Source organism: Mesorhizobium sp. WSM3866 (assembly GCF_002294795.1).
Classification (GTDB): Bacteria; Pseudomonadota; Alphaproteobacteria; order Rhizobiales; family Rhizobiaceae; genus Mesorhizobium.
The window spans coordinates 767294-787463 of sequence record NZ_NSGC01000001.1 but is presented as its reverse complement, the minus strand read 5'-3'; the positions used below and the strand labels follow the sequence as shown (position 1 = coordinate 787463).

The window sequence follows — 20170 nt, the reverse complement described above, 5'->3', positions numbered from 1 at the left end:
GCCATGACCGACGCCGCATTCAGGAACTTCATCGACGGCCGCTTCGACGAGCCGTCGGCCAGCTTCGACAGCGTCGATCCGTCGACCGGTGCGCCATGGGCGAAGATGCCGGCTGCAACCGAAGCCGATGTCGACCGCGCCGTCGAGGCCGCGCATCGTGCGCTGCGCACCGGCCCTTGGGCATCGATGACAGCAACCGCGCGAGGCAAGCTGCTGGTCAGGCTCGGCGACCTCGTGGCCGCCAATGCGGGCCGCCTGGCCGAGCTGGAGACGCGCGACACCGGCAAGATCATCCGCGAGACGCGCGCCCAGATCGCCTATGTCGGCGACTATTGCCGCTACTATGGCGGACTCGCCGACAAGCACGAAGGCGCGCATGTGCCGATCGACAAGGCCGATCTCGACGTCACCATCCGCCGCGAGCCGATCGGCGTCGTTGCCGCGGTGGTGCCGTGGAACTCGCAGCTCTTCCTCTCGGCGGTCAAGCTCGGCCCGGCGCTTGCCGCGGGCTGCACGGTGGTGCTCAAGGCCTCAGAAGACGGCCCGGCACCGCTGCTCGCCTTCGCCGAGTTGGTCAGCGAAGCCGGCTTTCCGGCCGGCACCGTCAATATCCTCACGGGCTTCGGCCAGGAGTGCGGACGGCGCCTGACCAGTCATCCGCTGGTCTCGCGCGTCGCTTTCACCGGCGGCCCGGCCACGGCGCGCGCCATCGTCAGGAACACGGCGGAAAACCTCGCGCACACGACGCTCGAGCTCGGCGGCAAGAGCCCGGTCGTCGTCTTCGCCGACGCCGACCTCGACAGCGCCGCCAATGCGGTCGTCGCCGGCATCTTTGCGGCGACCGGACAGAGCTGCGTCGCCGGTTCGCGCCTGCTGATCGAGCGTACCGTAAGACAAGAATTCCTCGGTCGGTTGAAACGCAAGGCCGAGGCGATCCGCATCGGCGATCCTCAGGATCCGGCCACCGAGATGGGGCCGCTCGCGACCCTGCGCCAGCGCGACCGGATCGAGACCATCGTGGCCGAAAGCCTCGCCGCCGGGGGCACGCTGGTCACCGGCGGCAGGCGCCCCGACGCCGGCGCCGGCTTCTACTATGCGCCGACGATCATCGATGCCGGTGATAGCAACCTGCCCTGCGTGCGCGAGGAATTGTTCGGGCCGGTGTTGAGCGTGCTCGCCTTCGACACCGAGGCCGAGGCATTGGCTCTAGCCAACGACACGCCCTTCGGTCTCGCCTCCGGCGTCTTCACCTCGAATCTCGGCAAGGCGCACCGCATGGCGCGCGACATCCGTGCCGGCGTCGTCTGGGTCAACACCTATCGCGCCGTGTCGCCGCTCGTTCCCTTCGGCGGCTACGGGTTGTCGGGTCTTGGCCGCGAAGGCGGGCTCGACGCCATCCGCGACTACACGCGCTCGAAATCGGTCTGGATCAAGACCTCGGACGAGCCGATTCCCGATCCCTTCGTCATGCGCTGAGAACGCATGCCGAGGGTGCAGCGACAAGAACAAGAAACGGAACAGAGAAATCAGAGGAGAATGACATGAGACTGATCTTAGCCGGCGTGCTCGCCGGACTGCTATCGGCAACCGCCGCCAAGGCCGACGAAATGGTATTCACCAGCTGGGGCGGCACCACGCAGGAAGCGCAGACCAAGTCCTGGGCCGAGCCGTTCGCGGCGAGCTCCGGCATCAAGGTGCTGCAGGACGGCCCGACCGACTACGGCAAGCTGAAGGCCATGGTCGACGCCAAGAACGTGACCTGGGACGTGGTCGACGTGGAAATGGATTTCGCCATCAAGGCCGCCAAGGACGGGCTGCTCGAGCCGATCGACTTCGCCGCCGTGCCGAAGGCCGATCTCGACCCGCGCTTCAGCAACGAGCATGCCATCGGCAGCTTCTACTATTCCTTCGTGCTGGCCTGGAACAAGGGCGCCGTTTCGGGTGAGCCGACAAGCTGGGCCGACATGTTCGACACCAAGAAGTTTCCCGGCAAACGGACCTTCTACAAATGGTCGGCGCCGGGCGTGATCGAGATCGCGCTGCTCGCCGACGGCGTGCCGGCGGACAAGCTCTATCCGCTCGATCTCGAGCGCGCTTTCAAGAAGCTCGACACGATCAAGTCGGATATCGTCTGGTGGGGCGGCGGCGCGGAGTCGCAGCAGCTCATCGCTTCGGGCGAGGCTGCCTTCGGGCAGCTCTGGAACGGCCGTGTCTTCGCGCTCGAGAAGGACGGCGCCGATGTCGGCGTCTCCTGGAACCAGAACCTCACCGCCGCTGACGTTCTCGTCGTGCCGAAGGGCGCCAAGAACAAGGACAGCGCGATGAAATTCCTCGCCGCCGCGACCAGCCCGACCGGCCAGGCGAAATTCGCCGAGGCAAGCGGCTACGCGCCGATCAACACCAAGGCCAAGGCGGAAATGCCCGCCGACGTGGTGAAAGGGCTGCCCGACGCGCACGTCGAGGGTCAGATCAATCTCGACATGAACTACTGGGCCGAGCACCGCGACGAGATCGCCACGCGCTGGTACGCCTGGCAGACCAAGTAGCGCCACAGCAAGCCGGAGGCGCGGCAAGCCGCGCCCCCTTCGGGACGACGGGAACCGCTCGATGCAAGCACACTCCCTCAGCCGCGGCTCGGTTGCCGGCCTGCCGGCCGGCAGCGGCGGCGCCCTGCCGGCCCTGGTGCTGGTCGGCCTGTTCTTTGTCGTGCCGGTGGTCGCGCTCTTGCTGCGCAGCGTCACCGATCCCGAGCCCGGCCTGCAGAACTATGCCGCGCTGTTCGGCAGCGGCACTTATGTGCGGGTGTTTCTCAACACCTTCCTGGTCGCGGCCGTCGTCACCGTCGTGACCATCCTCGTCGCGTTTCCGGTCGCCTGGATGCTGGCGATCATGCCGCCGGCGCTCGGTTCGGTCGTCTTCGGCATCATCATCCTGTCGATGTGGACCAATCTCCTCACCCGCACCTATGCCTGGATGGTGCTTTTGCAGCGCACCGGTGTGATCAACCGGGCGCTGATGGGGCTCGGCGTCATCCACGAGCCGCTGCCGCTCATCAACAATTTGACCGGCGTCACCATCGGCATGGTCTACATCATGCTGCCCTTCATGATCCTGCCGCTGGTCGGCACGCTGCGCGCCATCGATCCGATGACGCTGCGCGCCGCCGCCCTTTGCGGCGCTAGCCCGTCGCAGGCATTCCGCCGCATCCTGCTACCGCTGTCGCTGCCCGGCATCGCCGCCGGCGGGCTGATGGTCTTCGTCATGTCGCTCGGCTATTTCGTGACGCCCGCGCTGCTCGGCGGCACATCGAACATGATGCTCGCCGAAATGATCACCCAGACGGTGCAGTCGCTGCTCAACTGGGGGCTCGGAAGTGCTGCGGCTTTCGTGCTGCTCGCCGTCACCATGGTGCTCTACGCGATCCAATTGCGCATGGTCGGCGCCAGGCGCCTCGCCGGAGGGCTCTAAGATGCTGCTCGACTACGACCGGCTCGGATGGCTGCGTGCGGCGCTCGCCGGCTTCACTGCGCTCATCGCGGCTTTCCTTCTGTTACCGGTGGTCTTCATCGTCCTGTTGTCGTTCGGCTCGTCGCGCTGGCTGGCCTTTCCGCCACCAGGCTGGACGCTGAAATGGTATCAGGAACTTCTTGCCGACCCGGCCTGGGTCGACGCCGCTTTGACCAGCGCGAAGATCGCCGCGATGGCCGCCATCCTCGCGGTTCTGATCGGCCTGCTCGCCTCGTTCAGCCTGGTCAGGGGCGAATTTCGCGGCCGGCAGTTCCTGCGCGGCCTGCTGCTGACGCCGATGGTGCTGCCGGTGGTGGTTTTCGCCATCGCCATCTACGCCTTTTTCCTGCGCATCGGGCTCGCCGGCACGACGATCGGTTTCGTCATCGCCCACACGATCCTGGCGCTGCCCTTCGCCATCATTCCGATCGCCACCGCGCTCGAAGGTTTCGACAAATCCATCGAGGACGCGGCGATCGTGTGCGGCGCCAGTCCGCTGCAGGCAAGGCTCAGGATCACCCTGCCCTCGATCCGCATCGGCATCTTCTCGGCGGCGATCTTTTCCTTCCTCGCCTCATGGGACGAGGTGGTGGTGGCGATCTTCATGGCGAGCCCGACCCTGCAGACCTTGCCGGTGAAGATCTGGGGCAGCCTGCGTGCCGATCTGAGCCCGGTCGTCGCCGCCGCCTCCAGCCTGCTCGTCGGCCTCACTCTCGCCCTGATGATCGTCACCGCACTCCTTCGCAGAAGACTGTCCAGATGACCCGGCCATTCCTGTCCATCCGCGCGGTGAGAAAGGCGTTCGGCGCCTTCGTCGCCGTCCACGACGTCACCATCGATGTGCCGAAGGGCGAATTCCTGACCTTTCTCGGGCCGTCAGGCTCCGGCAAGTCGACGACGCTCTATGCGATCGCCGGTTTCCAGGATCCGACGTCGGGCGACGTGCTTTTGGAAGACAAGTCGCTGCTTTCGGTGCCGTCGCACAAGCGCAACATCGGCATGGTGTTCCAGCGCTACACGCTGTTCCCGCATCTGAGCGTCGCCGAGAACGTAGCCTTTCCGCTGCGGGTGCGCCGCCGGCCGGATGCCGAAGTGAAGCGCAAGGTCGCCGATATGCTGGCGCTGGTGCGCCTGGAAAAATTCGCTGAGCGCTATCCCGGCGCGCTGTCCGGCGGCCAGCAGCAGCGCGTGGCGCTTGCCCGCGCGCTCGCCTACGATCCCCCGATCCTGTTGATGGACGAGCCGCTCTCGGCCCTCGACAAGAAACTGCGCCAGGAAATCCAGGCCGAGATCCGCCGCATCCACCGCGAGACCGGCGTCACCATCCTCTATGTCACGCACGACCAGGAAGAGGCGCTGCACCTTTCCGACCGCATCGCCTTGTTCAAGGAAGGCCGCATCGAGCAGATCGGCACCGGCGAGGACCTTTATCTCAGACCAGCGAGCGAGTTCGTCGCCGGCTTCATCGGCAATTCCAACTTCCTGCCGGCGGAGCACCTCGAAACAGAGAACGGCGTTGCCTTGGTGCGGCTGGCTGATGGCTCGATCGTCAAGGGCGTGAAAGCCACACAGGGGCTCGGCCGCGGCCAAAAGGCCAGGCTGATGGTGCGGCCGGAAGCGTTCCGCCTGACGCCCATGGAGGGGAATGCGTCGCTTGCCGTCGAGATCGTCGACACCGCCTTCTTCGGCGATCGCCGGCGCGTCGTGGCGCGCACCGGGTCGGGCGACGAGATCGACGTCAGGCCAACTTCGGATACAGCCGAACCGGGCGGCACCGATGCCGCTTCGGGACGGCAGATTTTCTTCGATCCCGCTACGGCCTTCCTGTTTCCGGTCTGAAGCCGGGCTGGGTCATCCCGGCGACTGGCTCGCCGCCATCCAGTGCCACGTCGTCACAACCGCGACATGGCCGGCGCCTCGATCACCGTCATGCATCTCGATGACGAATTGCAACGCATGATCGACCATCCGTGCGACTGCGCCATGTTCCGGAGCTGAGCGCGATGGATTTCACGACCGGGGATTTGAAAGCCCTCTTCGGCGCTTTCGCCGAACGGATGGCGACGGAACGCGACAGGCTCTGCGCGCTGGACGGAGTGATCGGAGACGCCGATCACGGCATTGCCATGGAACAAGGCATGAAGGCCGCGGCCGAAGCGGCGCAAGCCGCGGAAGGCACGCTGCAGGATATATTCAATGCCGCCGCGAAAGGCTTTCTCAACGCAATCGGCGCCTCCTCCGGACCGCTCTACGCGACCGCCCTTCTGCGCGCCGGCAAGGCCGCGGGTCCGCGCGCATCGATGCCGACCGGCGAGTTGCGTACCATCATTGCGGCGATGCGCGACGGCATCGCCCAGCGTGGCAAGGCGGAACCCGGCCAGAAGACAATGCTCGACGCCTGGGGGCCGGCCGCCGACGCGGCAGTCAATGGCCACAACGCCGATGCCATAGCCGCCGCTGCCCGCCGGGCACGGAAGCGACGCGCGACATGATCGCAACCGTCGGTCGCGCCGCGCGTCTCGGCGAGCGCTCGCTCGGCCATGCGGACCCCGGCTCGGTCTCGGCCGCAATGCTGGTCGAAGAAATCTGCAGGGCGATAAAGATCGCTTAGGCGGTGTACCGCCATGCGATCAGCACTTGCCAGCAGGCCTGCATTCGATACAGGAGGCGCTTCAGCCGTTTACGATCGATTGTATCGATCAACTCTCCAGCGACATGACGGCAAGGTGAAGCGCGCGGACGCCTTTCTTAATGATCGGCTCATGTCGGCGTCGGGCGAGGACCGCCGTGTAGACGGGCTGATGCAGAGTTGGAGCTTCTTCCACGATGTGGGAGGGGCGCTCGGCGGTGAAGCGTCGCGCATCGTCGGCGCGCATGTAGCATGTGCCGCCGGCCCGCCGCAGCATATTGTCCGCAAGCGTCTCGGAGCCCATCGAAAGCCGGCACGCAGTCAGGTTTGGCAGCGCCTCGGCATGAGCCTTCTCGAGCACCACCGTGTAACCCGGCCGGATGTAACTGTCGGGGCTTACATCGCAAAGCCTGCGCGCCGTGGTCGAGACCATCACATATTCCTCGACCATGAGCTGGTCATATGTGATCTCGGGCAGGTAGCGCGGAGCATAAACAAAAGCAATATCGAGGTTTCCCAGGCTTAGATCCGATATCATCTGCGGCGAATAATCGGATTCGACGTGGATCGAGGACCGGGGCAAGACTTGCAGCAGCATTTCCAGCCAACCAGGCAGGATCGAGCGGGTCATCCCGACCTGGGCAGCGACCCGTAGGCTGCCCTCGAACCTGTTGAAGGCGCGCACATCGTGACGCGCCTGGGACCAGGTCGACAGCATCGACCGCGCATAGGCCTCAAACCGCCGCCCTGCCGCCGTCGGCTCGGCACCGGCGCGGCCGCGGTGGAAGAGCTCGGATCCAACGGCGGTTTCCAGGTTCTTGATACGGGTGCTGACCGTCGATTGCGTCAGTCCGAGGCGCTCCGCCGACCGGTTGAAGTTCCGCGATTCTATGATGTCCAGAAAGGTCTCGACCTGTTCCAGTTGCATAGGCAAGCCAATCGATTTTTACGATCGTATCGGCCCGATCATACGCTTGATCCAAACACTGACAAGGCGGAAGTTCGATGCAGGAATCCAGAGGCGTTCAGCGGCGCCCGCATCATCAAGAGGGACAAGTGTTCATAGTCGATTGCGATTGCCACAATTACTGGTCCAGCGCGACGGTGCTGGAGCCCTACCTGTCCGGCGTCTGGAAAGACATGTTCATCGAAGGCGAGAAGACCGGCCCCGTCGGCGCCTTTCCGCACGGCCATCGCCCCTGGTTTCATCCGCAGGATTTCTCCCGGAAGGACGTGCGGCCGAAGGTCGAGGCGGACAATTACCTGATCATGAAGGAGAAGCACCTCGATAAATACAATATCGGAGTGGCAATCCTGACTGGCGACGAGCCGATCGAGGCTTCGACGCTGGCAAATCCCTATTACGCCAGCGCGCTGGTAAGCGCCTATAACGACTATCAGATCAATGAATGGCTGCCGAAAGACAGCCGCTTGATGGGCTCCATCGTCATCGCGCCGCAGGACCCACGCCTTGCGGCGGCGGAGATCCGGCGGCTCGGCGCGCATCCCCGGATGGCGCAAGTTCTGGCCTCCCAAGGCTCGGTGCGGCCGTATGGCGATCCGTTCTATCACCCGATCTTCGAGGCCTGTGCCGAGGTCGGCTTGCCGTTCGCCATACATCTTGGCGGGCATGGCGGCATCAACTGGAATGCCGTCGCGCCCGCGCCCACGACTTTCTTCTGGGAGACCCATGCGATCCTGCACATGTCGGCCATGTCGCATGTCGCGAGCATGATCGCGCATGGTGTGTTCGAAAAATGGCCGGATCTTTACTTTGTCGTCATCGAGTGCGGCATCGCCTGGGTGCCGTCGGTGCTCTGGCGACTTGACGCCGACTACAAAGCCCTGCGCAAGGAGACGCCATGGCTGAAGATGCTGCCGTCGGAATATTGTCGACGCAACATACGCTTCTCCACGCAGCCGTTGGAGCAACCGTCGAACGTCAAACACCTCTGGGCGCTCCTGGAAGCGATGGACGGGGAGAACACGCTGCTGTTTGCGTCCGACTACCCGCATTGGGATTACGATGACGTCAACACGCTGCACATCCCGCCGGAATGGCGCGGCAAGGTGCTCGGCCAGAATGCGCTCGATGTCTACAAGCGGATCCCCCGCCCGCAAGCCGCCGCGGCAGCGTGACGAGGACCCAAATGGCCGAGAAGACGTATATTTGTCGCGCCGACGAGATCCAGGTCGGGACGCCATTCATCGCCAAGGTGCGCAGCCTGTCGATCGGCGTGTTCCGGATCGGCGATAGTTTCCATGCGCTGCTGAATGTTTGTCCTCACCGAGGCGCTCCGCTTTGCGAAGGGCCGCAATGCGGAACGACCGCTCCCGTCGAGGGACCCGAATTCATCTACCACCGCGAGAACGAAATCGTTCGCTGCGCCTGGCATGGGTGGGAGTTCGACATCCAGACGGGTGCGGCCCTGGTCAACCCGTCCGTTCGCGCGCGGACGTTCCCAGTCACCGTCGAGGCCGGGAGCATTTACGTGACGGCCTGATCGGAGCGGCGCGCGCCTTGGCGACCGGTTGGGCGCCGTTACCCGAAGCAGCCGTCTTATGCGCCCGGCTTTTGGCATGCTGCTGCTGGCGCCGATCGCATCGGCATCCGCTGCAATAGGCCGCTGACGGATCGGCGCCGGTTTCTTCGCGACAAACCGCTGGGCTATGGCGAAGACGCATTTGCGGCTTGGCAGGTCAACATGTGGCGTTAGAAATGGGAAGCTGGTGCCGACCGGCGATACGGCATGCGTCCCTTCTATGACGCCTCCGCCGGCCACACCCCAACCAAGGAGCATTCCATGACCTGGAGCGGCGTGTTTCCAGCAGTGACGACCAAGATGCAGGCTTCCGGCGCAGTCGACCTGAAAGCCACGCAAGCCAGCATCGAGCGGCTTGTTCAGAACGGCGTGTCAGGCGTGATCGTCCTGCCCATGCTTGGCGAGAATGCCACGCTGACACAGGCCGAGCGCGATGCCGTGGTTTCAGCGGCCAGGGAAGTCGTGGCGGGACGGGTGCCGCTGCTCTCCGGTCTTGCGGAATTATCCACCGACGACGCGGCCGCGGCGGCTCGCAACTACCAGAAGCTTGGAGCCGAGGGGCTGATGACCTTCCCCAGTCTCGCCTATCGCACCGACCGCCATGAGACGGTGGCATGGTACAAGACCGTGGCCGAGGCCAGCGACCTGCCGGTGATGATCTACAACAATCCGCTCGCCTACAAGGTCGACGTCGACGTCGAGACGCTGAAGGCGCTGGTCGATGTTCCTGGCATCGTCGCCATCAAGGAAGAGACCGGCGATATCCGCAGGGTAACCGACCTGTTCAACGCCTTCGGCGACCGTTTCGACATCTTTTGCGGCGTCGACGATCTTATCCTTGAAAGCCTGACGCTCGGTGTCGCCGGCTGGGTTTCGGGCATGACCAATGCATGGGCGGCCGAGTGCGTATCGCTGTTCAACGCCGCCCGCGGCGGCGATTATGCGGTAGCGCTTCCGCTCTATCGGCTGATGACGCCGGCATTTCATCTCGATACGGACGTCAAGCTGGTGCAGTACATCAAATTCGCCGAGCATCTGGTGTACGGCGCTCCGGAACACGTTCGAAAGCCGCGCCTGCCGATCGGCGGCGAGGAACGGTCGAAGGTGGAAGCGGTGATCAGGAAGACGATTTCCGATCTCGCAGCGCTGAAACGTGTTTGAGAAACGTTTGCAGGTGACGGCGCTGCGGAGCGCCGAGCAGTCGGCCATCGTCAACTGCCGGTTCGCACCCGCACCTTTTCGGCGAAGGCCTCCACCTCGCCCTGGCGAGGTTGCTTGCCGGTGTGCGTGAGCAGGTAGGCCGGCGTCAGAGACAGACGGTTGCTCACCGGCTCGACGATCTCGAGCGAGTAATAGCCGATCTGCGTGAAGTACAGCACGCGCGCCCGCACGAAGGCTTCGGTGTCTGCGTAACCGTGCCGCAAAAACATCGCCCGGATGGCATCGACCCGCGCATCGTCTTCCTCATTCACGATACGATGGACCTTGGCGGACTGGCGCGACCAGGCACGCACGGCGAAATCCAAGCGCGGATTGAACAGCTTCTCATCCAGCCAGCACTCGAAGACATTGAGCACGGCCTCAGTTATCGACGCGGCGGGCCGGCCGGCCTGCTCGAGGATGAAGCGGGTGTTGTTGTTGCGCCAATAGTCGAGAAGCTGATCGAGCAGGTCCTGACGGCTCTTGAAGTACCAGTAGAAACTGGAACGGGAGACGTTCAGCTTCTGCCCGAGCGCGAGGACGCGCACCGCCTCCACGCCTTCGGAGATCAACGTCTCCAGCGCGAGCTTCATCCAGTCTTCGCGCGTCACCTTGGTGTTGCCGATCAGACCGGACCGTCGCACGACTGCCTCTGCACTGGAATCGGAAAGCATGTCGGGCCGGCCAGGTTTGAATGCCGGCTAGATAGACCTGAAACCGCCCCGCTACAATACTTGCACCTGTTCGAGCCACTCCCAAAGATACGGGGCAAGGCCCCGGTCGACGTGCACACGCGCCCGATCGGGGTTGCCGAACCGGTAGAAGAGAACGCCGGCGCCGGCAAAAAGGATCGAAGCCGAGGGACTTGCCTGCCTCGGATCGAGCGCCGTGCCCCTGGCGACCAGACCGGCCAATCCCGGCCCTTTCATCTCGAATACATGCAGCCCGGCATCCATGACCGTGACCGCGAAACCGGCCGCGTGCCAGCCGGCCTCGACGGGCAATGGCCGTTCGCTTACGGCGAGAATGCGATCGCGCGCGATGCGCACCATGTATTTGTCGCCATTGGCAACCGCGCCGGCACCGACACCTTCCCCCGCGAGACCCGAAGCCTGCGCCCAAGCCGTCAGGTCGCCGCTGACCAGAAGCTGCTTCAGCCCGTCCAATGTGCCCACGCTGATCCCGTCCGTGTTCAGGACCGCGGTGGTCCAGTCGGGCGCTGCGGGCCATTTTTCGGCAAGGTTACGCATGCAGGCGGCTCCCTTCCGGATCGAAGGCGCAGGGCGCGACGATGGTGGCCTGGCGCAGGACGCCGAGGTGCTGAACGTCGATCGTTTGGCCATGCCGTGCGGCACCCCGTTCGATGAGCGCCAGGGCGACGGGGCGGCCCAGGGTCGGGCTTTGATAGCTGGAGGTGACGAAGCCGATGCTCCGGAGCCGGCCGCCGCTTTTCTCCACACCATGCGCGCCGGTCGCCAGCGGCGCCTCGCCTTCGGCGACAGCCAGGCCGACAAGCTGATTGCGATCGGTTCGGCTCGCCGCTTCGGTGAAAAGCGAGCGCCGGCCGACGAACTCACCTGTACGCTTGGTCCGCGGTCCCGCGACGCCGAGGTCGTGCGGCATGACGTTGCCGTCGGTGTCCTTGCCGATGACGATGAAGCCCTTCTCGGCGCGCAGGATCATCAGGGATTCAAGCCCGAGCAGCACGGCGTCGAACGCGCGGCCTTCCTGCTGCATTCTTGCCCAGAGCGCCTCGGCCCGGTCGGCGCGGATGGAGATCTCGTAGCTTCGGTCGCCGGTGAAGGAGACCCGGGCAATGCGCACCTCGTCGCCGGCAAAGCGGCCGGCGGTAACCGCCATGTGCGGCAGGCTGGCATCGTCCAGCGCAGCACCCAGATCGAGCGCCTCTATCAGGCCGCGCGCTTTCGGACCCGAAATCGTCAAGGTGGCGTATTGCGCGGTGGCGTTGTGGATATAGACCGCATCGCGGCCGAAACGATCCTGCCGCCATTCTTCGAGACGCGCGTGGACAGCGGCGACATGCGACGACGAGCAGGAGACGATGAAGCGGTGCTCGTCGAGACGAACCAGCACACCGTCATCGAAGACGACGCCATTTTCCGACAGCATGAAACCGTAGCGGCAATGGCCGGGTTTGAGGGTCGACATGGTGTTGTAATAGATGAAGTCGACGAATTCGGCCGCGCGTGGACCGATCACCTCGATCTTGCCGAGCGTCGAGCCGTCGAAGAGCGCAACGGACTGCCGGGCGCGCCGCGCTTCCTCCTGGATCGTGGCTCCGGCTTCGCCGCTTCCGTAATAGGCCGGCCTCAGCCAGCCGCCATATTCCTGGAACACTCCGCCTGCTGCGCGATGGTTTGCCTCTAGCGGCAGGCGACGGACCGGGGCGTGCATGCTGCCCCGACGCGCTCCCGCCAGGCTGGCGAACGGCACAGGCGTGAAAGGCGGCCGGTAGGTGGTGGTGCCGACATCCGAGATGGCGCGGCCGGTAACCGCGGCCAGCAGCGCTAGACCGTTCAGGTTCGACGTCTTGCCCTGGTCGGTCGCCATGCCAAGCGTCGTATAGCGCTTCAGGTGCTCGACGGAAACAAAATTCTCCCGCGCCGCCAGTTCGACGTCCTTGGCGGTGACGTCGCTCTGGTAGTCGATCCAGACGCGGCCCTTGGCTTTGGGCTTCGGCCACAGGCTGACGACGCCAAGCGTTCTTTCCTCGCCAGTGCTGCGAGGTGCCGGCGGCGCCGAGCCGAACCCGCCGAGGGCCGCCAGGCCGCTGGCCAAGGTCTCGGAAAGCGAGACCGTGCCGGCGACGGCGCCGGCTACGCCGATCCCCTCGATCGCTTCTGCGGGAATGAAAGCCGACAGTTGATCGCTCCAGGCGAGCTTGCCTTTTGCCTGCGAGAACAGATGCACGGTGGGTGTCCAGCCGCCCGAGACGAGCAGGCAATCGGCCGCAAGGGCGGTACCGTCGTCGAGCAGAACACCCTGAACGGCGTTGCGGCCGCGCGCCGCTGCAATGGCGCGTCCGGCGAGGACCCGAATACCGGCCTTGGCTTGCACGCCACCCTCACGCCGGCAATCAACCACCGTCACCGAAGCGCCGGCCGCAGCCAGCGCCGAGGCCGGCTCGTAGGCGCTGTCATTGTTGGTTGCGACCACGATCTGCCGGCCGACAAGGATGCCATGCCTGCGCAGGTAGCTCAACGCCGCGTCAGCGGAGAGTACGCCCGGAAGGTCGTTGTTGGCGAACGGGACCGGCCGCTCGATCGCGCCCGTCGCCAGCACGATGCGGCGCGGGCGCACGCGCCACAGCGTGTCGGGTCGGCCGTCGCGGTGAATCTGGTTGAGCGCGACCAGATTGTGATCATAGAGGCCGAAGGCGGTCGTATCGCTGAGCACGAGATGCCCACTGCTCTTCAGCCGGGCCACCGTCGCATCGATCCATGCCGCACCCTTGACACCGTCGATTTCGCCTGCACGGTGGCGCAGCGACCCGCCGGGATGCGTCCGCTCATCGACCAGCACGACCGAGTGCCCGGCTGCCGCCGCGCCGGCAGCCGCGGCGAGGCCGGCCGGTCCGGCGCCGACCACCAGGACGTCGCAATGGTGGTTGATCTGGTCCGAGACGGGACGCGGCTTCCAATTGCGGTCGACGACGCCAAGCCCGGCCATGGCGCGGATGCGCGGCTCGAACAGGTGCCAGTCCGGCCACATGAAGGTCTTGTAGTAGAATGCGGCGGGCAGGAAACGGGCAAGGCGGTCCAGCACCGCGTTGCGGTCGGCCAGCGCCGTCGGCGACGCGTTGACGCTCTTGACCATGAGGCCGTCCCGCGCCGGCACGGTCGTTGCCCGCGCATTGGGCATGCGGCCGCCGGCGCTCTCGACATCGACCAGCGCATTGGGCTCCTCCACGCCGGATCCCCAGATGCCACGCGGCCGGTGATATTTGAAGCTGCGGCCGACGATCGCCCGGCCGCTCGCCAGCAAGGCAGAAGCGATCGTGTCGCCGGCAAAGCCGTCGACGCGCGTGCCGTCGAAAGTGAAGCTCAGCGGGCGGGCCCGATCGATGTCGCTGCCGCCATTGGCAAGTCGCGAAGCGCTCATGCGCCATGCTCCGCGTCGCCGAGCACGGAGGAACCCGACACCTTGTGATTGACGCTGTCGCGGCTCATGGCGAAGAACTCGCCGCAGGTCAGGTGCATCCAGATCTCGCGAGTCGGCCCCTTCGGGTTGTCGCGCATGTGGAGATAGCCGGCCCAGCGCTCGGCCCCCACTTCGCCACCGTCGGGCCGCAAATTGCCGGCCTCGCCGCCATAGTGAAACTCGCTTTCTTCGCGCGGCCCGCAGAACGGACAGGGAAAGAGCTGCATCTTCTCTACACCTTCAATGGGCAATGCCGGAGCCGGCAGCCTCGTCGATCAGCCGGCCGCGGGCGAAGCGGTCGAGATCGAAAGGCCGGCTGATGTCGTGGTGCCTGCCGGTGGCAAGCAAATGGGCAAGCAGCGTGCCGCCGGCGGGAATCGCCTTGAAGCCGCCCGTGCCCCAGCCGCAATTGAGGAAAAGCCCGGGCAGTGGCGATTCGCCGATGATGGGCGAGGAATCGGGGACGACGTCGACGATGCCTGCCCATTGCCGCATCATCTTCAGCTGGCCGAAGATCGGGAACATTTCGAGCATGCCTGCGATCACGCCTTCCAGCACCGGCAAGTTGCCGCGCTGGCCATAGGACGGGATGCGGTCGAGCGCGCCGCCGATCACCAGTTCGCCCTTGTCCGATTGGCTGACATAGACGCCCGTATCCGGCGAGATCACCACCGTGTCGATGATCGGCTTGACCGGCTCGGACACGCAGGCCTGCAGTGCATAGGAATTGACCGGCAGCCGGAATCCCGCCTTCGTCGCCAGCACCGAGGAGTGGCCGGCCACCGCCATCCCCGTACGCTCGGCCCGGATTGCGCCGCGCGACGTGACGACCCCACGGCAGCGCCCGTTCTCAATGATAAAGTCGCTGATCTCGCAGTTCTGAATGATGTCGACGCCGAGACGGCTGGCGGCGCGCGCATAGCCCCAGGCGACAGCGTCATGACGGGCCGTGCCGCCGCTCGGCTGCCAGGTGCCGCCATAGACGGGGTAGCGGGCATCCGGGCCGAAATTGTAGATCGGCACCACCCGGCGGACGTCCTCGACCGAGAACAATTCGCAATCGATGCCGTTGACCTGGATGGCGTTGACGGACCGGGCAGCGGTTTCCATTCCCGCTTCGCTATGCGCGAGGGTGAGAATGCCGCGCGCGGAAAACATCACATTGTAGTTCAGATCCTTCGATAGCCTCTTGTAGAGACTATGCGCCAATCCGTAGATCGCCGCGCTTTCAGGGTAGAAGTAATTTGAGCGGACGACGGTTGTGTTGCGGCCGGTGTTGCCGCCGCCGATCCAGCCTTTCTCGAGCACCGCCACATTGGTGACGCCGTGGTTCTTTGCGAGATAGTAAGCCGTGGCGAGGCCGTGGCCGCCACCGCCGACGATGACGGCGTCGTAACGCGGTTTGGGCTCCGGCGAGCGCCAGGCCTTCTCCCAGCCCGTCTGGCCGGCGACGCCTTCCTTGAATAGCGAAAGCGCTGAATAGTGCCTTGTCATGCGCTCAGGCCCGCATCACGTGAGCGATAGTGCAACGGGCCAAGAAACCTTGAGACGCCATATCGGCGGCGCAGTACCGAACCGGCGCAATCAACTCGCCCCGTCCTCGAAAGTCCATAACCCATCCCGTTCTGCCGCGGTTCGACAAAGTCGTCCACCTTCGCGCGGGGCGAACTTAGCTTGAATGGACACCTGTGTCCATTGAGGAATCGAGGCTGCGCCTCGCAGGGAGCGCGGCAACCGGCCATCTAAGCCAAGTGAAATGCATTTGCGCGTGTCAGGCGCATGGCGGATCTCATTTGCTTGGTGATCCTCCTCCCATGGGCCAAACTCCCGCCGGGCTGTCAGGAGGAGAAATGAGAGCACGCGCAGCGACGGTCGGAGATCTCGAGGATGTTTTCCGCGGCCTGTCCAAGCGAATGTCGGACGAGTACCTGGCGGCCGGCAAGGACAGCAAGGCCGCCTACGACAATCTGATGATGAACCTGAAGGAAGGCCGGGCCCATGCGCTGGTCGAGGGCGCGCAGGCCGTCGCCTTTATCGCCTGGCATGAGCATGGCGACGCGGCCGACACGCTGTTTGCCGCGCAGGAGGACTTCTTCAGAGCGGCAACCGTTCGCTTCTGCAGGCGTCACATCCGCCACATCCAGGCGCTCGCCGGCAACCTGCCCGTGCACTCGCGCAGCTGGCTCGATGGACCGGACGTCGCAAAATGGTTTCGGCTCATCGGCTATGTCGAGCGGGGACAGGAGAATGGCGCCACCCTGTTCGAACTGCCGCCGGCGCCCAATGGGTGACACGGGTTATTGGCGCAGCGGCTTGCACCGCGCAGCAATTGGCGGGATGGTGTGGAAGGCAGCCGGGGGCGCTGGCAGGCCGGAGATGCATGGCTGCTGGAAATCAAAATGGTGCGAGCTTGTTTGGCCCTTGTCGCCCTTGTTGCCCTTGCGAGGCCAACAGAAGCAGGCGAGCGAGCGGCTCCTCTCTTCGACCGCTCCGATCTGGCGTCCGCGTATTCGGGTGAGTCCGACCTCGTAACCGCATATACGACCGGGATGGCCCGGTACCGTCTTCAGCTCATGGCGCGTACCGGCACCGCCAATCTCGCCGCCCCTCTCGAACCTTTGGCCCTGCGGCCGGAATTTCGCCAGCGGACATGGCGCTCGGCCGATGGCAGCCTGCTGCAGGGCTTCGCCGGCAAAGGCGGCTTCCGGCTGACTGTCGGCAACTGCCTTGCCCGCCTCTGCGCGGCCAGCGAATGCAGCGAGGCCGGCTGGCCGGTCTATGCCTGCAGCGACGGCCATAAGCGCAAGATGTCGGTGAAGAGCTTCGTGACGGCAACCTTCGACGGCGTCCCTTACCGGCGGTTGAGCGCTCCGCCGGAACCGTGATTTGATTGCGGTCGACGACGCTGCCGGTTCAGCAAAGTCAGGTACTCGTCACCACCCGAAACGCTGGCTGCACCGCTTCTCGTCACCGGAGCAGTCACATCAGCACGGGACCGCCAGCGAGCGTGGCGACCAGGCCGGCCGGGATCTGGCGCGGGATCAAGGTGCGGCCGATCTGGGAGCGAAAGGCAATGCGAGAAGTGCAAGCACGGCGGCCAGGTTGCGCCGGCGTTGCCCGGCATGGCATCTGTCGGCCGATGACACGCAAGCCCCTACGACAGCTTCCCGAATTCCCGCGACGACCGATCGCTGGAAAAGTCAGCCTCAACCGAGCGCTGTCGAAGCTAGGATTCTGCTCGCGCAAGCAGGCCGAACTGATGATCGCCGAAGGACGCGTGCGCGTTGCCGGCAAGGTGGCGCGCGATCCGTCGCTGCGCGTCGATCCGGATCGCGACCGCATCGCAGTCGATGGCGCACAGGTCGCCGCGGAACGAAAAGTGTATCTGATGCTCAACAAGCCGCGCGGGCTGGTCACCACGCGCGACGACCCCGACGGGCGCGGCACGGTCTATGACTGCCTTGCTGATCTTGACCTGCCCTTCGTGTCGCCGGTCGGCCGTCTCGACAAAGCGAGCGAAGGTCTGCTGTTGATGACCAACGACACGCGCTGGGCGAACGGCTTGCTCGATCCTGCCTCGCATGTCGCCAAGACCTATCATGTGCAGATTGCTTCCGCGCCCGACGAGAAGATGCTCGAGCGGTTCCGCCAAGGCGCTGTCGTCGACGGGGAATTGCTGACGGCGAGCTCGATCGCGCTCTTGCGCAGCGGCGGGCGCACGGCCTGGCTGGAGATCGTGCTCGACGAAGGCCGCAACCGCCAGATCCGCCGCATGCTCGGCGCCTTCGACATCGAGGTGCTTAGGCTGGTGCGGGTGGCGATCGGGAGGCTGCAGTTGGGTGATCTCGCGAAGGGCAAGGCGCGGCATTTGACGGCCGTGGAGCTGGCGATGCTTGCCGCTTAACAGGGGCCGGAACTACTTTTGGTTCCAGCGGCGGATGACCGGTTCGGTCAGGTCGTGCTCGTAGCCGAGGATGCTGAGGCTCGCGGTATCGAGGACGAAATGTTCGCCGCCTTCCGGCGGCAGGCTGATCCAGCGCGCCGCAAGCACGCGCAGGAAATGCGAGCTCGAGAAGATGAGCACATTGCCGGCCGCCGTCCGGATTTCGGCCACGATCGCATCGGCCCTTGCGCCGACATCGGCTGCCGTCTCGCCGCCCGGACAGCCGTCGCGAAACAACTGCCAGCCGGGACGTCCGGCAAGGATTTCCTTCGTCGTCACGCCTTCATAGGCGCCATAATCCCATTCCTGCAGGTCGGCCTTCTTGAGCGCGCGCCCGCCGAAGCCGGCCAGCCGGCAGGTGTCGAAGGCGCGCTGCGATGGGCTCGACCAGACCGCCTGGAAGCTCTGCTCCTTGAGGCGGTCGGCGACGCCGCGTGCGGCCTGTTCGCCTTTCGCGGTCAACGGAATGTCGGTGCGGCCGGTATGCTTTCCCGATGCGCTCCATTCCGTCTCGCCATGGCGGACAAGGTAGATCTCGGGAAACGCGCTGCTCATCCGCCGGCCCTCACGCTTGGATGCACCGGCAAGAATGCCGGCCCGCGCCACCCTATGCGGCGTCCGACAAAAAGAACAGGCCGCGGCGGAGCCACGGCCTGTTTCGGCTTGGGTGGGCGCTCTTTGTCTGTGCAACTCCGGATCGAAGGCTACGGTGAAGTCACCGAGGCAATTTTCCGGGAATTGTTTCGATCGCTCAGGCCGGCTGCAGGCCGCCTGAGAGCGCGAGGTCTGCCTCCTCCGGCATCTGGCCGGCCATGGCGGCGGCGAACTGCTTCTGGTCGAGCTCGCCTTCCCAGCGCGCCACGACGATGGTCGCGACGGCATTGCCGACGAAGTTGGTGAGCGCGCGACACTCCGACATGAAGCGGTCCACGCCGAGGATCAGCGCCATGCCGGCAACCGGCACCGAAGGCACGACCGAAAGCGTGGCCGCCAAGGTGATGAAGCCGGCGCCGGTGATGCCGGCGGCACCCTTGGAGCTCAGCATGGCAACGAGCAGCAGCAGGATCTGGTCGCCGAAGGTGAGCGGCGTATCGGTCGCCTGGGCGATGAACAGCGCTGCCAGCGTCATGTAGATGTTGGTGCCGTCGAGGTTGAAAGAATAGCCGGTCGGGATGACAAGACCGACCACCGAGCGATTGCAGCCGGCGCGCTCCATCTTGGCCATCAGGCCGGGAAGTGCTGCCTCCGACGATGAGGTGCCGAGCACCAGGAGCAGCTCTTCCTTGATGTAGCGGATCAGCGCCAGGATGGAGAAGCCGTTGTACCATGCCACCGCGCCCAGCACGATCAGCACGAAGAGCAGCGACGTCAGGTAAAAGGTGCCGATCAGGAAGGCGAGATTGGCGATCGCGCCGATGCCGTATTTGCCGACGGTGAAGGCCATGGCGCCGAAGGCGCCGATGGGCGCAGCCTTCATCAGGATGGCGACGAGGCGGAAGATCGGCGCCGTCAGCGCCTGCAGGAAGTCGACCACCGGGCGAGCGCGCTCGCCGACCAAAGCGAGAGCGACGCCGAACAGCACCGAGAAGAACAACACCTGCAGGATGTCGCCCTGGGCGAAGGCGCCGGTTATGGTGTCGGGGATGATGTTCAGCAGGAAGCCGACGATCGTCGTATCATGGGCCTTCTCGGTGAAGGTCGAGACCTTCGAGGCGTCGAGCGTCGCCGGATTGATGTGCATGCCGGCGCCGGGCTGGACGACATTTGACACGATCAGGCCAACGATGAGCGCCAGTGTCGAGAAGACGAGGAAATAGATCATCGCCTTGCCGGCGACCCGGCCGACCTTGTGCAGGTCGGAGACGCCGGCGATGCCGGTCGCGACGGTGAGGAAGATCACTGGCGCGATCACCATCTTGACCAGCTTGATGAAGGCATCGCCGAGCGGCTTCAACGAGGCGCCGATGTCGGGATAGAAATGGCCGAGCAGGATGCCGGCGGCGATCGCCGCCAGGACCTGCACGTAAAGATGCCGATAAAAGGGAACTTTGCCGCGCGGTTCCGCGGCAACGATTGCCGTCTGCATGATGTCCTCCGTTCGGCCCCGATCGAGAAGCTCGACCTCCCGGGGCAGTTGACCTTCACAGCCTCGCGGCTGCTGCGGATGCATTTGCAACAGCCGTGCCA

19 protein-coding genes and 1 pseudogene are annotated in these 20170 nt (G+C 65.0%); 12 read left to right on the top strand and 8 right to left on the bottom strand.

The annotated features are described in order from the left end of the window. Positions 1-3: 3 nt before the first annotated feature. The 6 genes and pseudogenes from CK222_RS03730 (at position 4) to CK222_RS03705 (ending at position 6107) form a co-directional block, all read left to right on the top strand. Positions 4-1476 (top strand): aldehyde dehydrogenase, encoded by a 1473-nt coding sequence (locus tag CK222_RS03730; protein ID WP_095799411.1) that lies wholly within the window; start codon positions 4-6, stop codon positions 1474-1476. Positions 1477-1541: 65 nt separating this feature from the next. Further along, on the top strand, positions 1542-2546 hold the full coding sequence (locus tag CK222_RS03725) for an ABC transporter substrate-binding protein (RefSeq protein ID WP_095799410.1): 1005 nt from the start codon (positions 1542-1544) through the stop codon (positions 2544-2546). A 61-nt stretch (positions 2547-2607) separates the two neighbouring features. Beyond that, positions 2608-3468: an ABC transporter permease gene (locus CK222_RS03720; RefSeq protein ID WP_067328488.1), complete on the top strand. Its 861-nt coding sequence runs from the start codon at positions 2608-2610 to the stop codon at positions 3466-3468. A 1-nt stretch (position 3469) separates the two neighbouring features. Continuing rightward, positions 3470-4270, top strand: coding sequence for an ABC transporter permease (locus CK222_RS03715; RefSeq protein WP_067328485.1), 801 nt, complete (start codon positions 3470-3472; stop codon positions 4268-4270). Next, entirely contained in the window at positions 4267-5346 is a 1080-nt protein-coding gene (locus CK222_RS03710) for an ABC transporter ATP-binding protein (RefSeq protein ID WP_095799409.1), read from the top strand. The genes CK222_RS03715 and CK222_RS03710 overlap by 4 nt, the downstream gene beginning before the upstream one ends. Positions 5347-5510: 164 nt before the next feature. Continuing rightward, positions 5511-6107: pseudogene (locus tag CK222_RS03705) on the top strand (DAK2 domain-containing protein). Positions 6108-6206: 99 nt separating this feature from the next. Here CK222_RS03705 and CK222_RS03700 read toward each other — a convergent pair. Next, positions 6207-7064, bottom strand: a complete 858-nt coding sequence (locus CK222_RS03700) for a LysR family transcriptional regulator (protein WP_095799408.1) — start codon at positions 7062-7064, stop codon at positions 6207-6209. Positions 7065-7192: 128 nt separating this feature from the next. Here CK222_RS03700 and CK222_RS03695 point away from each other — a divergent pair, with 128 nt between their 5' ends. From CK222_RS03695 to CK222_RS03685, 3 genes are all read left to right on the top strand, one after another. Then, positions 7193-8275, top strand: a complete 1083-nt coding sequence (locus CK222_RS03695) for an amidohydrolase family protein (protein WP_095799496.1) — start codon at positions 7193-7195, stop codon at positions 8273-8275. An 11-nt stretch (positions 8276-8286) separates the two neighbouring features. Continuing rightward, positions 8287-8640, top strand: coding sequence for a Rieske (2Fe-2S) protein (locus tag CK222_RS03690; RefSeq protein WP_066994002.1), 354 nt, complete (start codon positions 8287-8289; stop codon positions 8638-8640). A 300-nt stretch (positions 8641-8940) separates the two neighbouring features. Further along, a complete protein-coding gene (locus CK222_RS03685; RefSeq protein WP_095799495.1) occupies positions 8941-9840 on the top strand; it encodes a dihydrodipicolinate synthase family protein in 900 nt (299 codons plus the stop codon). A gap of 50 nt (positions 9841-9890) precedes the next feature. On the opposite strand, the gene CK222_RS03680 is transcribed toward CK222_RS03685, so the two are convergent. Genes CK222_RS03680 through CK222_RS03660 form a run of 5 tightly spaced genes read right to left on the bottom strand, consistent with a single transcriptional unit; the run spans position 9891 to position 15534 of the window. Further along, positions 9891-10553, bottom strand: coding sequence for a TetR/AcrR family transcriptional regulator (locus CK222_RS03680; RefSeq protein ID WP_095799407.1), 663 nt, complete (start codon positions 10551-10553; stop codon positions 9891-9893). Positions 10554-10604: 51 nt separating this feature from the next. Beyond that, complete coding sequence (locus tag CK222_RS03675; RefSeq protein WP_095799406.1) at positions 10605-11129, bottom strand: hypothetical protein; 525 nt, start codon at positions 11127-11129, stop codon at positions 10605-10607. After that, positions 11122-14001, bottom strand: a complete 2880-nt coding sequence (locus CK222_RS03670) for a sarcosine oxidase subunit alpha family protein (RefSeq protein WP_095799405.1) — start codon at positions 13999-14001, stop codon at positions 11122-11124. Before CK222_RS03670 ends, CK222_RS03675 begins: the two co-directional genes overlap by 8 nt. Beyond that, positions 13998-14267, bottom strand: coding sequence for a sarcosine oxidase subunit delta (locus CK222_RS03665; protein ID WP_095799404.1), 270 nt, complete (start codon positions 14265-14267; stop codon positions 13998-14000). Before CK222_RS03665 ends, CK222_RS03670 begins: the two co-directional genes overlap by 4 nt. A gap of 13 nt (positions 14268-14280) precedes the next feature. Next, a complete protein-coding gene (locus CK222_RS03660; protein ID WP_095799403.1) occupies positions 14281-15534 on the bottom strand; it encodes a sarcosine oxidase subunit beta family protein in 1254 nt (417 codons plus the stop codon). 356 nt (positions 15535-15890) lie between these two features. Here CK222_RS03660 and CK222_RS03655 point away from each other — a divergent pair, with 356 nt between their 5' ends. The 3 genes from CK222_RS03655 (at position 15891) to CK222_RS03645 (ending at position 17944) form a co-directional block, all read left to right on the top strand. Beyond that, positions 15891-16331, top strand: coding sequence for a hypothetical protein (locus CK222_RS03655; protein ID WP_066993921.1), 441 nt, complete (start codon positions 15891-15893; stop codon positions 16329-16331). Between the two features lie 9 nt (positions 16332-16340). Continuing rightward, positions 16341-16925: a hypothetical protein gene (locus tag CK222_RS03650; protein ID WP_245307477.1), complete on the top strand. Its 585-nt coding sequence runs from the start codon at positions 16341-16343 to the stop codon at positions 16923-16925. Between the two features lie 254 nt (positions 16926-17179). Next, positions 17180-17944, top strand: a complete 765-nt coding sequence (locus CK222_RS03645) for a pseudouridine synthase (protein ID WP_095799402.1) — start codon at positions 17180-17182, stop codon at positions 17942-17944. A 12-nt stretch (positions 17945-17956) separates the two neighbouring features. Here CK222_RS03645 and CK222_RS03640 read toward each other — a convergent pair whose 3' ends face one another. Both CK222_RS03640 and CK222_RS03635 read right to left on the bottom strand, forming a co-directional pair. Then, the gene (locus CK222_RS03640; RefSeq protein WP_095799401.1) at positions 17957-18538 is read right to left on the bottom strand and encodes a histidine phosphatase family protein; all 582 of its coding nucleotides are present in this window, start codon (positions 18536-18538) and stop codon (positions 17957-17959) included. Between the two features lie 196 nt (positions 18539-18734). After that, complete coding sequence (locus CK222_RS03635; protein ID WP_095799494.1) at positions 18735-20069, bottom strand: dicarboxylate/amino acid:cation symporter; 1335 nt, start codon at positions 20067-20069, stop codon at positions 18735-18737. Positions 20070-20170: the final 101 nt, after the last annotated feature.

What these genes read in the sequence shown, in the direction of transcription:
- CK222_RS03675 (WP_095799406.1), bottom strand. Translation starts at nt 11,129, where the DNA reads ATGCGTAACCTTGCCGAAAAATGGCCCGCAGCGCCCGACTGGACCACC.
- CK222_RS03715 (WP_067328485.1), top strand. Translation starts at nt 3,470, where the DNA reads ATGCTGCTCGACTACGACCGGCTCGGATGGCTGCGTGCGGCGCTCGCC.
- CK222_RS03685 (WP_095799495.1), top strand. Translation starts at nt 8,941, where the DNA reads ATGACCTGGAGCGGCGTGTTTCCAGCAGTGACGACCAAGATGCAGGCT.
- CK222_RS03700 (WP_095799408.1), bottom strand. Translation starts at nt 7,064, where the DNA reads ATGCAACTGGAACAGGTCGAGACCTTTCTGGACATCATAGAATCGCGG.
- CK222_RS03690 (WP_066994002.1), top strand. Translation starts at nt 8,287, where the DNA reads ATGGCCGAGAAGACGTATATTTGTCGCGCCGACGAGATCCAGGTCGGG.
- CK222_RS03640 (WP_095799401.1), bottom strand. Translation starts at nt 18,538, where the DNA reads ATGAGCAGCGCGTTTCCCGAGATCTACCTTGTCCGCCATGGCGAGACG.
- CK222_RS03680 (WP_095799407.1), bottom strand. Translation starts at nt 10,553, where the DNA reads ATGCTTTCCGATTCCAGTGCAGAGGCAGTCGTGCGACGGTCCGGTCTG.
- CK222_RS03725 (WP_095799410.1), top strand. Translation starts at nt 1,542, where the DNA reads ATGAGACTGATCTTAGCCGGCGTGCTCGCCGGACTGCTATCGGCAACC.
- CK222_RS03655 (WP_066993921.1), top strand. Translation starts at nt 15,891, where the DNA reads ATGAGAGCACGCGCAGCGACGGTCGGAGATCTCGAGGATGTTTTCCGC.
- CK222_RS03665 (WP_095799404.1), bottom strand. Translation starts at nt 14,267, where the DNA reads ATGCAGCTCTTTCCCTGTCCGTTCTGCGGGCCGCGCGAAGAAAGCGAG.
- CK222_RS03660 (WP_095799403.1), bottom strand. Translation starts at nt 15,534, where the DNA reads ATGACAAGGCACTATTCAGCGCTTTCGCTATTCAAGGAAGGCGTCGCC.
- CK222_RS03720 (WP_067328488.1), top strand. Translation starts at nt 2,608, where the DNA reads ATGCAAGCACACTCCCTCAGCCGCGGCTCGGTTGCCGGCCTGCCGGCC.
- CK222_RS03710 (WP_095799409.1), top strand. Translation starts at nt 4,267, where the DNA reads ATGACCCGGCCATTCCTGTCCATCCGCGCGGTGAGAAAGGCGTTCGGC.
- CK222_RS03635 (WP_095799494.1), bottom strand. Translation starts at nt 20,069, where the DNA reads ATGCAGACGGCAATCGTTGCCGCGGAACCGCGCGGCAAAGTTCCCTTT.
- CK222_RS03730 (WP_095799411.1), top strand. Translation starts at nt 4, where the DNA reads ATGACCGACGCCGCATTCAGGAACTTCATCGACGGCCGCTTCGACGAG.
- CK222_RS03645 (WP_095799402.1), top strand. Translation starts at nt 17,180, where the DNA reads ATGACACGCAAGCCCCTACGACAGCTTCCCGAATTCCCGCGACGACCG.
- CK222_RS03670 (WP_095799405.1), bottom strand. Translation starts at nt 14,001, where the DNA reads ATGAGCGCTTCGCGACTTGCCAATGGCGGCAGCGACATCGATCGGGCC.